Raw genomic sequence first — 12,916 nt, forward strand, 5'->3', positions numbered from 1 at the left:
TGCGCTTTGCGCTTATGCATCATCGCACAACGAAGTCTCAAGGTGTATTCACTTCAGACCCCTCATACCCTGTGACTTACGAGTGGTAGCAATGGGTGTGCCAAAGGAAGATCTTGTCTTAGGATTACAGCCTGTTTATGCAAGAGAGTATACGGGGTATGGTGTGGCGTAGGAGTATCTAGAGTTACGCCGGCACAATGTCCAAGGCTTATTGCTCTTGGGTGCCTTGGCGTTGAGCGATTTGCATTAATAACCGTAATGCTTCATTGACAGACTCATCAGTTGGAAATGCCTGTGCTACGTCAGAATCAAGCAACACAAGATTAGTTCCAGCTTTGTAGCGTTCTGCATACTTCCCCCGAACAGCACCTGTCATTTTGGAAAAGTCATATTCAGGACGTAGCTCATCCTCAAACTCGTTCTCAATCTCCTTCCTCATAGAACCTCCGCTCTTGCCCTGTTGCTTCTCTGGCACTGATAATCCGGATATGCTCATCTCTGTCGGTATGAGAAACCAGCAGCAAGCGACCATACCTGGATAATCCGATAGTAACGTATCGGCTCTCTCCTATCGAGTGATCAGGATCTGGAAAGGTTATCGATAAGGCATCGCCGAATACAGTAGCGGCTTCCTGGAATGAAACGCCGTGCTTTTTAAGATTTGTGTCTCCTTTATCGGGATTCCACTCAAATTCCATGCCTAAAGGTGCATTATTCGTTACTTTAATTAGCTTATCAGCCAAATGCTATCTGTTGTAGCTGATACCCTCACCCGTCGGTCATAGCTTAACCCACCGTACGAAAACAACGTAGACGCAACGCGGCTTGTCATCAGACATCACGCTTTGGTAGTACAGTGCCTGCGTAGTTTAACTCATCATAGGAGATGAGCGATCGCCAGTCGGGTGTGACGAGGTGTTATACCAACTAGCTTAGGGCTTTGGACGTAATTCAAATGCCATTTGGGAACGGTAGAAGCAGACATCAAATTCCAAGAAAAAGTTCATACGCCCCAACAGTAATGGCACATTATCCGTGAGGCTCCATGCAAACACCAATCGCACAGGTGCAAAAGTGCCGATTTGGGCTGACCGAAAATAATGGGATACAAGCCCCGTCCTTGTAGGACGGCTTTGTGGTAAGATACACTTGGACTTAACAATCCCCCTCTAGGCTCAAGACGCGTTGAAACAGCTACGATGAGAGCAGGCGTAGAGAAAAACCAATGGGCAATGGTAGTAAACATAAATCCATCCCAGAGGAAAAAGTCAAAAATTAATAGTTTGCAGTCGATTAGTCGCGGAAGGACATTCCGAGACTTAAAACGGATGTGGAGAGAGTGTAAGACTTGGTTCCAAGCTGTTCTCATTGAAGCGTCAACCCCATTCGGCGACCATCCTCCTACTACAAGTAGGTTATGGCGTGGTGAGGAATCACCGTTCCTTTTAAGGCGGTGAGGATGTCAAAAAACTAATCCTCTTGCTTCGACGGGTGCTAGATTTCCAGCAAGCGGAGGTATTCAGCTCTTCCCAAACAGCTCCTAGCTGAATACCTACGCTATATGGCAAGACATTGATGCTGGCTCCAGTGTCTAGCAACCCTGCAACTTCTACAACAGAATTTTGGTAACTCAGTGTTAGAGGTAATCGCGATACTGCGTCAATATCACCGAACGCATCACGTCCTTCAATGAAGGGAAACTTTTGAGCGTTAAGCATCACTTGCCTGTCTGTCTTCTTCCAGGAGCGTGGCTAGCTTCTGGGCAGCATCATGAGAATTATATGGAGACCACACATGATAGGTCGCTCCAGGTTGCAGCAACGATGCTTCTTCCTCAGCTGCCAGTTCTTGAACTAAAAACTGCATGACCTGTAATTTTTCTGCACGAGACAGATTTCGTAAGGTCGATAACAATTCTGCTACGCTCATATTAGCCTAGGAAGAACAACTAGACACTATTTTAGCTTTGCCAATTGCAAAAGCTGAAAATGGGGATGTTTCAGTGTCGGATGAGGTAATAGTTCAATGGCTGCAATTAATACCCGTACTTCGGTCATGATGACCTATTCTGGGACTTGAGCGCCACAAAGCTATCTCCTTCATCTTTCTTTACATAGTTGGTTTATTTTTGTCCACCCACTTACACGAGATCCAGCATCTTCTACAAAAGCAATCCCGTCATCATCAAAGGTAATTCGATGTCCAAGGGCAGCGATCGCATCTCTTGGAAATATTGATTCATCTCCATATGCTCTCAAGGCAGATACACCGACAAGAATGAACCCAGTTTTTACAGGGCAATCTGCAAAGCGTTCAGTTATGACATATCCTGTAGCTGATACAGAAAAACCGAGCGAGATAGTCACGGCTGATTATGTTGAAGATGCGATCGCCGATGCAGTTCCTGCTGGTGTGCTTCCTCGTCCTCTGATTTATGTTCATAGAGTGCAACAGCAAGACATCACAACATCTGGTTACACAGTCATTGCTTGGGATAATAGAGTCATAAATACAGGCACTGTTCTTGCTACCAATGGTGATATCACGATTCCAGCAGATGGAAATTACCTGCTACATATCAATCTGCTTTTTGAGGCGGCTGGCAATATTGGGGCAAACAATACCAGAACAATTTTTGATGTTGTTGTGTCCAAGTATGCCAACAGCACTTTTACAGACTTTGGTAACTTGATTTACGAAAATGAATCTTCTACTGCTGGGGCTTGGCGATCGCGTCGTATCGGTTGGAGGTTTTTGGCTGGAGTATTTGCAGGTGATACTTTTAATGTACGCGCCAAGATGGGTGGTGGTCTTTGGTTCAAGTCTGGAAGTTGCCTCACATCTTGCACCTAACCGTATAACCCCGTAGAAACCAAAAATATGTGCGATAAAGCTACATTATTTTTCTTGGCTTTCTGAGCATTTACGAGATACAGAGGCTAGATATCAATATGGAACACTGGGAAAATTGTATTATGGAAAATATCAAGAATATAAATCATTCATTAATATTCCACCTGAAATAATTGATAGAAAAGATATCAAAAAATATATTAGTGATGATGATGGAAAAAATAGCAAATATCTAGCTGTAAAAGAGTTGGGAATACGTTGTCAATTTCAGAATCAGGAAGTGGGGCATATTGGAGTAATAGATTTACCAGGTTTTGGTGATACTATCCTTGATACAGAATTATTAATTAAAACTCTCAAACAGGATATTGACTTTATTCTCTTTGTTCGTAAACCTGACTCTGATGGTGATGATTGGAAAAAATCCGATAGAGAAATATATGAAATAGCTTGTAGAGCGCTAGAAGGATTTCCAATCAACGAGTGTTCTTTTATGGTTTTAAATTATAGAAAGAGTGAAGAAAAGGATAATTTTAAAACGTGTCAGCGCTTTAAAAGAACCATAGATTTACAAGAAATTAAAGTTTCTCAAGCAGTTATTGCAGACTGTAGCGATGTTGAGGAAGTCCAAAAACACATTTTGAAACCAGTACTTGAAAATTTAACTCAAAATATTCACTTCGTATCTGAGAAATATTTAGAATCACAGGATGAAGTTTTAGTAAATCTTCAGAGAGAAATTAATGAACAGCTAGAAAAAGCCATACATCTTTTAGAAAATTATAGTGAACCAGGAGAAAGAGGATTTAGCCATTGGTTTAAGGAGCAGTTTTGGAAACCTCTAAATGGTAAAATGATTGATAGGCAACAAGAACTTTTAACTCAACAAACTGAACCTCATAATGAATTTAGCAAAAAAGTAGATGAAGTTGTGAAATCGTGTCAAACAGATGACGAAGGAAATCCATTATCGAAAAAAATAATCGGTTTTTATAATCGCCATAAATCATACAAAGTTGCTTATTATTTGTGTGTTTCTGAACTCAGAAATGAATTTGTAAAAAAGATGAACTTACTAGCGCAGGCGCTAATAGAATCAGAAAGAGATTTGCAATTATCAGTAGTGAAAATCTTATCTAATGATGGGAATCTTAAAGAATTGACGACGCACGAAGGAATTGAGTTTCTTAATGAGATAGAAAAACAACTTCCGCCTAATACAGATCAGCTTAGAGAAGCGTTTCAGGAAATTCAAAAATCAAGTTATGCGTCTGGGGATATAATCCTGGGTTGGATTGGAGATCCCCTTGCTCAATTGTTACCAGATCAACAGATTGATCCTATTTCTGAGCAGTATCTAAATGATATAATATCCAAGCAGTCTAATCAACATCAAACACTGGCATCTAACAATCAAGATGATGAAAATTCTCAACTTGAAAATAGTACTGATACCCCTATAGATGCTCCAGCTATCGGTTCAGAAGAAGAACTAAATCAAACACTGGCATCTAACAATCAAGATGATGAAAATTCTCAACTTGAAAGTAGTACTGATACCCCTATAGATGCTCTAGCTACCGGTTTAAAGAAAGAACTAATTCAAAAGATTCAAAATAAAATTGATTTTTTACGTAATAAATTTGTTGAGGAGTGCAAAAAGAAATTACAAACAAAGCTAAATTATCCAAATGAGCAAGCATTCACCAAATTTGACAAGTTTATGACTTTAGCTTTTGGTGGGGAAGATATTGAGACAGAATGGCATGAGTTTTGTGAAAAAAAGGAAATTCAAGATAAACTTTGGCATGGAGCCAAGCAGAAAAAAGAAAATCAAAAAGTTGAAGAAGATTGGAAAACATTAGTACATGACGTAATAACTGCAAACAGAAAAGATGTGCTGCGATTGCTTAAAAAGCAGACATAATTAGAGGCTTAGTCTTTTAACTTTGCTGATGATAGTAATATTTTTTACAATTAACTATCATTGATTAGTGAAGAAGACAGGAGGCAGAAGGAATGCAATATGATGGGGGCTTCCAACCCATTACCAATTGCAAGCCACCAAATCAAAGATTATGGTGGGGGACTTAGACTCTTGCTCCTTTCTGGTCGTGCAGACGATTCGTGCATTCAGGAGAAGGGATAAATCCCTTTTGCTCTCTGCCCTCTGCCTTTCTTGTTAAATAAAGCGGCAATGCATAAAACAAATGTTATTCAAAAACTGTAAGCTTTACTGAAAAAGGTTTTAGTAAAAAAGCATGTAGGATAAATCCACAATGGCAAATAACGAGTATATACGCTTGCTGAAGCAAAGCGCAAAAGATTGGAATGAGTGGAGACGCAAAAATTATAGTGCAGTTATTGACTTCAAATATGCGGATCTCAGTTATGCTGATCTTAGCAGTGCGGATCTCAGTTATGCTGATCTTAGCAGTGCGAATCTCAGTTATGCTAATCTTATCAGTGCTAACTTAAAGCAGGCTAACCTTAGTAGGTCTGACCTCAGCAATGCTGACCTCACAAAGGCTAACCTCACCAATGCTAACTTCAAGCAGGCTAATCTCAGCAATGCTGATCTCAGCAGCCTTGAACTTAGTGGACTTGACTTTAGTCAGGCTAACCTCATCGGGGCTAAACTGATTAGAACTCAAGTACTAGGAACAGATTTTACAAGTGCAAAGTTTACAGGTGCTTGTTTGGAAGACTGGAATATTAACTCTGCTACAAAGCTAGATAATATTGATTGCCAGTACGTGTATTTGAGAAGTGATCCTCAAGGACGCCGCCCAAGCAGCGGAGAGTTTAACCCTGGGGAGTTTACCGACCTATTTCAAAAAGCTTTAGAAACAGTTGACCTCATTTTTCGTAATGGTATTGATTGGAAAGCATTTTTTTTCTCCTTTCAAGAACTACAAGCTAAAAATAATGAAAAAAGTTTATCAGTCCAAGCGATTGAAAAGAAAAGTGGTGGTGCTTTTGTAATTCGGCTAGAAGTTCCATCAGAAGCTAATAAAGCAGAGATTGAAGCTCAGGCTAAAGCATTATATGAAAAAAAGATTCTTGAAAAAGAATATCATGCTGACTTAAAAGCTAAAGATGATCAGATAATATACCGTCACCAAAGTGCAAATATAATGGTGGTTGTAGAGATAATGGCATCTACACCTATTCAAAATATTATTCATGTTACAAATCAAGCGGAGAGTAATTCTATGTCAGAATCTTATCAATCTAAATACGACCAAAGAAATTCTAATACCCAGTTTATTGATACAGCGCAACTAGGTAGTAAACCTACATTCAACCAACATAATTACACAGAAGAACAAAGACAAAATTTGGCTGACGCGGCAGCAGAAATTCAGCGACTCCTTAATCAACTAGCACAGACTAACCCCACAACAACAGAAACGGCAGTTGCTGAAACAATTCATCAAGAAATTAAACGTAACCCAAAATTAAAAGTTAGGTTACTAGACGCCCTAAAAGCTGGGGGGCTGGAAGCATTAAAACAAATTTTTAATCATCCACTCTTTAGTATTCCTGCTGAAACAGTTAGAGGATGGCTTGAAGCTGAATAGGTCATGCTTTCCATTACTTCATGATTGCGGGTTATTTTCGACAAGTGAGCTACCAACGAAAATAAGCCGTTTTAGGGGTATGCTACACGTTGGGGCATTTATCTCGTTCACAACGGGAGGAATAATCAATCTGCTGCAATAGTTGATTTCTGGGGCAATTTCGACTTGTCCGGTTTTTCGCTTACCAAATGTGACACCAACCAAAGCCCGTTAAATCCCCACGCTTAAGCGGACTCCGCCAAATGGCGGAGCGTGTCATCTTTATCTGCGCGCTTAAGCCACCAGCCGATTTAACTGTTGCTCTAGTGCCGTTGCTCTGATATGAAGATTCTCAATCTCATGACCCAGCTTCTTTGCTGCTTCTTTTGGGTCGTACGGTCTTATTTGTTCTTCAGGAATGTTTTGATAGTCTTCGCTCTTCCAGTCAATAACGACGCTTTACGGTTAAGCTCATCACTCAGTGCAGAGAGTTGTCCAGTACTTAAAGCGCTACCGTCTGCATTGAGTCCAAATACTCCTACATATCCATTTTGATAAGTAGTTTTATCTGGCTTTAATCTTCCAATTGCTAGCGCTGTAGAACCAACTCCTAAAAAATCAAGTACTGCTGCCTCAAAGTCATCCTCACTAAGATGAACGCGATTGCGCTCTGCGCAGTGCCGAAGGCAATCGCTGTGATTCAGGCAATCAACACACGAGCTGATAAAAAAGGATACAAGGTCGAACGCTTTCGTTTTAATTCACAGTCTCGTACTTGTTGACGAGAACTTGTAAATTTACCCTTAACTTTTGTTTACACAGTTGTATTTACTTTTGTCCACCTACTTAGCTTTATAGTTTAACCTACCTTACGAGTCAGCGATCGCACCCCTTGGAAAAATCCGACTCAAATCCAATAAGGCATCTTCAAACCCAGGAATTGGCACTGACTGATTCGCCAGAGAAATCTGCTTCCTGAGATAGTTAAATTTACCTTGAATACTTTGATAAGGCTGACTGTAACGCTCTAATTGGTAAGCATTTAAGTTGACAATCCAATAATTGGCAATTCCTGCTTCTGCATACAACGTCAGCTTCGTTGTTTCGTCATAAGCCAATGTGGAATCGGAAATTTCAACAACAAGTAAAATATCTTCGGGATAGGGATGGTGAGCAAGATAATCTTCATGTCTTCCTCTTGCAATAACCACATCCGGCTCAGGCTCACTGTGATTGGCTAGAGTAATCGGATCTTGTCCACGGATAACTGCTTGATCCCCCAAAAGCCGATTCAATTGGCGGCAAAGTCGGGTTGTACAAAATGTATGAGGTGTTCCCTTTGCAGTCTTTTGGATCAATTCTCCCCGAATCAATTCAATCCTGTCTCCCTCCGTCAAAAATCCAAGTTCAATCAGTCGATGGTATTCGTCGATTTTGACACTCCCACCTCTTCTAGAGGTGGGATTCTTGAAGACTAAGCCAAGTCTCCAATATCCCATAAGCTCAATTGAGTTGGCGGGTTCCCAGGCACACCGCGTTTGCTATTTCTAGCACGGTATCTCCTTTTAATCCCTGTTAATTCAGGGTTGGGCGTTTCAAACAATGTCAATTGTTTGGGTTCCGCAGAGTCCCTGCGTACCTTCTTGAATTTTTTAATAACAAGCTGATTGTCTTTAATGGCTCTAATCTTGACGTTAAGAGCAGCTTGCTTATCCGCCTGCGCTTCATGTCCGCATGATGTGCAAACAAACTTTTCTCCAAAGCGAGATAAAGCGTCTACAACGCCGCATTTAGAACAAGTGCGGCTCGTGTTTTTTGGATCTACTTTGAAAAATCTTTTTCCCGACTTTGCAGCCGCGTACTGAATTTTTTCTATCAAACTTCCCCATGAAGCATCTGAAATAGAACGGTTCAAACCGCGTTTAGCAGATTGACCATTTTTGAGAAATCGACCTTGTTTAACATCATCAGGCTTAGGTTTACACTTTGCCTTCGTCCCTTTGATGTTCAAGTGTTCTACGCTGATAGCATCAGCCTTACTGACTATTTTGTTGGCAACAAACCATTGGTAAGCACTACGTTTATCGGCGTGCTTTTTGTGAAGTCTAGCAACTCTCTGTGCCTCTTTCTTGCGATTAGCGCTACCAATATTTTTCCTAGATAGGCGTCGTTGCCTAATCTTTAAAGTACGTCTATTTTCTTTAGAAGCACTAGGACGGGGATTTGCAAAGTCAGAACCATCTGAGCAATGAACGAGCTTTGTTAATCCCATATCCAATCCCACAAGAGTGTTAATTTCTCTTGGAGTTGGAAAATCAGGAACTGAATCATCCCTAATTAATATACTCGTGTACCACCCATCTGCTTTTTTACGCAGCGTTACAGTACGAATCTGGAATCCTTGTGGAATAGGACGAGAATTATAAAAACGCATCCACCCTATTGATGGCAGATATATTTTATTCCCATCAAGTTTAACGTCACCTGGCTTGTACTGGAAAGAACGAAAGTTAGATCTGTTCTTAAATGAAGGAAAACCACGACCATGTTTAAAAAACCCTTCCATTGCTGTGTCAAGACGCTTCACCAGCATCTGCAACACGTTTGAGTGGATTGCTTTGTACCAAGGTCTAGCCTGCTTTATTTCTGCCAAATAAGCATCTTGCATTAAAGAGCAAGAGCGCTTTTTAATTACTCCGTTTTTGTCTGGATTCTTCCAAGGATTATGCAGATTTGAGTTCTTGTTCAACGAACAAGTTAATGGGCATCGCTCAGTTTTTGTTCTGATATCGCAATACTCACCCATAATAAAGGTTTGATAATAGCCGTCAATGCGGTCAGCCAAAAACCAATTGAACAAACTACGCTGCATATCCAACCATGAATCCATGACTTTTGATTGACTTTGCTTAGGACGCAACTTGTACTGGTAACTAACCTGCATCTTGACTCTTCTTTCCTTTTCGACCTACAGTTAGCTTAGTGTACCTAGCTGAAAAATGTCAACACCAAGACCTAAAAAGAAAGCAATGAGGAACGAACCTTTGTTTTATGATGAAGCAAAGGTTAGAAAAGCGATTTGGTTAACTCCTTCTACTTGGGATACTTTAAAACAAGTAGCCGAATCTGAAGGGGTCAGTGTTAGCGAATTAGTTGAAAGATGGGGACGGCACTTAAAAGTGCCTGTGGCTTCCTCCCACGGCTAAAGGACATATGTGGGTTCCTTCGTCACCCACATACTCGTGGGCTTCCGCCTTTAACTACTGTGAATCGCTTTGGTGTAGCAATCATGGCATCCATCAGATGTAACTGCTTCCACTTTAAAATTTAAATTCTATGCCAGCACAGATTAAACTGACTTTGCACTCAACGCCTCAAACTGCTGCCAGCAAAGATACAACGCACGCGGGACGTGAAAGCAGCCCTTCCATTTACCACCTTTAAGATTTAACAGCACTTCCCCACGCCGATTAAGGTAGCCAAACCACTCACCGTATTCTGGATCGGCAAAGTGCGACCAGGCGTAATCGTGCATCTTTTGATACCACTCCCAACACGCCTCACGCCCTGTCAGGCGATCGCCCATTGCCAATGCAACCAAAGACTCTAAATGAACCCACCACAGTTTCTGATCCCATTCCAATTGCTGTGGGGGATGACCGTCTACATCCATAAAGTAATATAACCCGCCGTACTCACTGTCCCAAGCAAAATTCAGGATATTTAGCACCACGTCAACCGCTTGGTTAATCGTTTTAGTATCATTACGACGGCGCGCGATGTCCATGATAAACCACATCGCTTCGATACCGTGACCGGGGTTAATTAACCGTCCGTCAAAAGAATCAATGTGGGAACCGTCGGGGGCGACGTTTTCGTACATCAGCCCCCGTTCTTGGTCTAGAAAATCCCTCATCACTTCCTGAACAGTAGCAGTCAGGACGTTTTCAAGGGTTTCGCTGGGCAGGAGCCATTCCATTTCCAGAGTCAGGTTGGCTAAAATCATCGGTACAGCCAGAGATTTCATTGGGCGCGTACCGGGATAGGTTTTGGTATATTTGCCCTTCGGGTTGTCCTGGCGGCGCAAAACGTTGTTGTAAGCTTGCATCGCCACATCCTTTGCCCAATCTTCGCCACTGGCGAGTGCATATTGACTAAATGCCATTGCTGCAAAGCAATCAGAAAAGATATTGTAGGGCTGAACCAGTGGCTTCCCTTCACGGGTTAGTGCAAAGTACCAGTTACCCTCGGCATCTCGACCATGTTGGGTAAGAAAATTAGCACCATTGCTGGCAATTTTCAGCCAATTTTCGCGTTTTTCTAACTGGTTGTAAAGCATGGAAAAAGTCCACACCTGGCGGTTTTGCAGCCAGATAAACTTATCTGTGTCATAAACCTTACCCTCGCGATCAAGACAGGTGAAATAGCCGCCTTGCTCCCAGTCAATCGAGTGTTTTTCCCAAAATGGGAGTACGTCGTTGAGGAGCGCGTTTTTGTAAAGTTCAGCAAGCTCTTTAAAGTCGTACTGCTCCATAAAATCTAGTCAAAACAGACAAAGTTGTTTAAAGTGTTTATTTCCTGCTTCGTCACAAACCGTCGGCGGCACTTGCTCCACAGGCGCATCCTCGATCAAGCCGACCCCAGTTGGATAGGTTTATCGCTGCGTTCAAATCTCTGTCCCGACTAACATTGCAAACAGGACAAACATAAACGCGTTCCTTCAGTGGCATTTTCTGCCTATAGCAACAACTAGAACAAATCTGCGAACTGGGGTAGAACCTATCAACTACCACCAGTTTTGAGTCGTAGCGCTGACACTTGTATTCAAGCTGGCGACGAAACTCGTAGAACCCACAATCGGCAATTGCAGATGCCAGTTTATGGTTAGCCAACATGCCCGACACATTCAGATCTTCAATCACCCTTCGGGTTCGCAGTCGCTTCAAGTCGGGGAACCCGCCCAACGCGCTGCTCACAACTTCACCGTGGTTTTTGGCTAAATACGTCGTGATTTTGTGCAAATAATCGTTGCGAATGCTTGCGACCCGTCTGTGTTGACGAGCAACTTTTATATTGGCTTTGTGACGGTTATTAGATCCCTTTTGTTTGCGGCTCACTCTTCGTTGCAGCTTTGCTAGTTTATGCCTTGCCTTGCGGTACGCTTTCAAATTTGGGTACACAATACCAGTACTAAGAGTCGCTAGCGCGTTAACGCCCAAATCAACCCCCACCCGCTCAACACTTTTTGGCGTCAGGTCAACATCGGGTATTTCAACATGAAAACTGAGATACCAGTCACCCGCCTGCTGGCTAATTGTTACCTTCTTTGTAATATATTCTGGCAACGCTTCATAAGTGCGTATCCACCCAACAAAAGGTAACTTGTGACGCAAGCCACCTATCTTAATTGGTGCGCCGGAATTATCAATCGCAAAGCTATCTGATTTGCCTTTTTTCTTGAATCTCGGATACTTACCTTTCTTGGTGAAAAAACGCTTGAAAGCCTCTCCTAGATTTATAAACGCATATTGATAAACCTTGGATGACAACTCGCTCATCCATTGGTACTGTGGCTTGACATGATTGGTGAAAAACTTCTTCAGCATCCCCACGCTTGGTTTCAACCCATCTTTGTATGCTTCTTCCCAAAGCCTTAGTCCCCAGTTATACACCCAACGCGAATAACCTGCGTGTTGTGCCATCACGGTTCTCTGTTGGTTGTTTAACTTTAGCTTGATTCTAAATGCTTTGTAAGCCATTAACGCCACACCTTGAGTACAATCAAATTGTACATCAAATTGACTCACTTTTGTGATGAACAAACTAACAAAACGGTTAAATTTCCGACTAACCGAAGATGAGTATGAGTTGTTGGAGAAATATTGTGAAGCCACGGTTAGATCCAAAAATGATGTCCTAAGAGAACTGATTAGAACCTTAAAGCGCAAAACACTGGATAGTTGATTTACTGAGAGATATGCGGTTTGTAGAAGTTTTTGGCTATCTAGTAATCCTCCCCTTTGCACCAAAACCAACAGCGTCAATTATCGCCTCGCAGTAGGTAGTTCACAAATTATCGGTCATACCGATGAATCTGAAGAAAAATTTTAAAAAAACGGGGTAAGGGGTCTTGCCCCTCATGCCAAACCTGATATACTGTGTTAAGTAGATGCACCCTGATGATCTGGAGAGCTACCCAAGTGGCTCTCTTTTTTTTTTGGCATCAGAAAATTTCGTCACCAAAAAAAATATCAAAAAAGGGGGTGAGGGGTCTTGCCCCTCATGGCAAACCTGATATACTGTGTTAAGTAGATGCACCCTGATGATCTGGAGAGCTACCCAAGTGGCTCTCTATTTTTTTTGGCATCAGAAAATTTCGTCACCAAAAAAAATATCAAAAAAGGGGGTGAGGGGTCTTGCCCCTCATGGCAAACCTGATATACTATGTTAAGTAGATGCACCCTGATGATCTGGAGAGCTACCCAAGTGGCTCTCTATTT

Annotated in this window: 14 protein-coding genes; 5 read left to right on the top strand and 9 right to left on the bottom strand. The window is 41.8% G+C overall.

Features of this window, described 5'->3' with window-relative positions; translation table 11 throughout:
- Positions 1 to 208: 208 nt before the first annotated feature.
- The 5 genes from AACT52_RS20350 to AACT52_RS20375 form a co-directional block, all read right to left on the bottom strand.
- Positions 209 to 439: a hypothetical protein gene (locus AACT52_RS20350; RefSeq protein ID WP_073633099.1), complete on the bottom strand. Its 231-nt coding sequence runs from the start codon at positions 437 to 439 to the stop codon at positions 209 to 211.
- A complete protein-coding gene (locus tag AACT52_RS20355; RefSeq protein WP_073633117.1) occupies positions 423 to 698 on the bottom strand; it encodes a BrnT family toxin in 276 nt (91 codons plus the stop codon). Before AACT52_RS20355 ends, AACT52_RS20350 begins: the two co-directional genes overlap by 17 nt.
- A 747-nt stretch (positions 699 to 1,445) precedes the next feature.
- Positions 1,446 to 1,718, bottom strand: coding sequence for a hypothetical protein (locus AACT52_RS20365; RefSeq protein ID WP_233154015.1), 273 nt, complete (start codon positions 1,716 to 1,718; stop codon positions 1,446 to 1,448).
- Entirely contained in the window at positions 1,711 to 1,929 is a 219-nt protein-coding gene (locus AACT52_RS20370; RefSeq protein ID WP_073633100.1) for a hypothetical protein, read from the bottom strand. The genes AACT52_RS20365 and AACT52_RS20370 overlap by 8 nt, the downstream gene beginning before the upstream one ends.
- 170 nt (positions 1,930 to 2,099) lie before the next feature.
- Positions 2,100 to 2,258, bottom strand: coding sequence for a hypothetical protein (locus AACT52_RS20375; RefSeq protein ID WP_158054710.1), 159 nt, complete (start codon positions 2,256 to 2,258; stop codon positions 2,100 to 2,102).
- A gap of 61 nt (positions 2,259 to 2,319) precedes the next feature.
- On the opposite strand from AACT52_RS20375, the gene AACT52_RS20380 reads away from it, so the two are divergent.
- The 3 genes from AACT52_RS20380 (at position 2,320) to AACT52_RS20390 (ending at position 6,437) form a co-directional block, all read left to right on the top strand.
- Positions 2,320 to 2,853, top strand: coding sequence for a hypothetical protein (locus tag AACT52_RS20380; protein WP_143172831.1), 534 nt, complete (start codon positions 2,320 to 2,322; stop codon positions 2,851 to 2,853).
- Between the two features lie 115 nt (positions 2,854 to 2,968).
- On the top strand, positions 2,969 to 4,780 hold the full coding sequence (locus AACT52_RS20385) for a hypothetical protein (RefSeq protein ID WP_073633102.1): 1,812 nt from the start codon (positions 2,969 to 2,971) through the stop codon (positions 4,778 to 4,780).
- 352 nt (positions 4,781 to 5,132) lie between these two features.
- Positions 5,133 to 6,437 carry a pentapeptide repeat-containing protein gene (locus AACT52_RS20390; RefSeq protein ID WP_073633103.1) on the top strand — a complete coding sequence of 435 codons (1,305 nt, stop codon included), beginning with the start codon at positions 5,133 to 5,135 and terminating at the stop codon, positions 6,435 to 6,437.
- Between the two features lie 848 nt (positions 6,438 to 7,285).
- Here AACT52_RS20390 and AACT52_RS20395 read toward each other — a convergent pair.
- Both AACT52_RS20395 and AACT52_RS20400 read right to left on the bottom strand, forming a co-directional pair.
- The gene (locus AACT52_RS20395) at positions 7,286 to 7,915 is read right to left on the bottom strand and encodes a Uma2 family endonuclease (RefSeq protein ID WP_083630437.1); all 630 of its coding nucleotides are present in this window, start codon (positions 7,913 to 7,915) and stop codon (positions 7,286 to 7,288) included.
- Positions 7,891 to 9,360, bottom strand: coding sequence for an RNA-guided endonuclease InsQ/TnpB family protein (locus AACT52_RS20400; protein ID WP_073633104.1), 1,470 nt, complete (start codon positions 9,358 to 9,360; stop codon positions 7,891 to 7,893). Before AACT52_RS20400 ends, AACT52_RS20395 begins: the two co-directional genes overlap by 25 nt.
- Before the next feature lie 85 nt (positions 9,361 to 9,445).
- Here AACT52_RS20400 and AACT52_RS20405 point away from each other — a divergent pair, with 85 nt between their 5' ends.
- Positions 9,446 to 9,622 (top strand): MarR family transcriptional regulator, encoded by a 177-nt coding sequence (locus AACT52_RS20405; RefSeq protein ID WP_198940965.1) that lies wholly within the window; start codon positions 9,446 to 9,448, stop codon positions 9,620 to 9,622.
- A 143-nt stretch (positions 9,623 to 9,765) separates the two neighbouring features.
- Here AACT52_RS20405 and AACT52_RS20410 read toward each other — a convergent pair whose 3' ends face one another.
- Both AACT52_RS20410 and AACT52_RS20415 read right to left on the bottom strand, forming a co-directional pair.
- Positions 9,766 to 10,950 (bottom strand): AGE family epimerase/isomerase, encoded by a 1,185-nt coding sequence (locus AACT52_RS20410; protein WP_073633106.1) that lies wholly within the window; start codon positions 10,948 to 10,950, stop codon positions 9,766 to 9,768.
- Positions 10,951 to 11,002: 52 nt separating this feature from the next.
- Complete coding sequence (locus AACT52_RS20415; RefSeq protein ID WP_073633107.1) at positions 11,003 to 12,175, bottom strand: RNA-guided endonuclease InsQ/TnpB family protein; 1,173 nt, start codon at positions 12,173 to 12,175, stop codon at positions 11,003 to 11,005.
- A 55-nt stretch (positions 12,176 to 12,230) separates the two neighbouring features.
- Here AACT52_RS20415 and AACT52_RS20420 point away from each other — a divergent pair, with 55 nt between their 5' ends.
- Positions 12,231 to 12,380 carry a ribbon-helix-helix protein, CopG family gene (locus tag AACT52_RS20420; RefSeq protein ID WP_073633108.1) on the top strand — a complete coding sequence of 50 codons (150 nt, stop codon included), beginning with the start codon at positions 12,231 to 12,233 and terminating at the stop codon, positions 12,378 to 12,380.
- The last annotated feature ends 536 nt before the right edge of the window (positions 12,381 to 12,916 follow it).

Origin of the sequence: Scytonema sp. HK-05, from assembly GCF_963872035.1 — a bacterium.
Classification (GTDB): domain Bacteria; phylum Cyanobacteriota; class Cyanobacteriia; order Cyanobacteriales; family Nostocaceae; genus Kalymmatonema.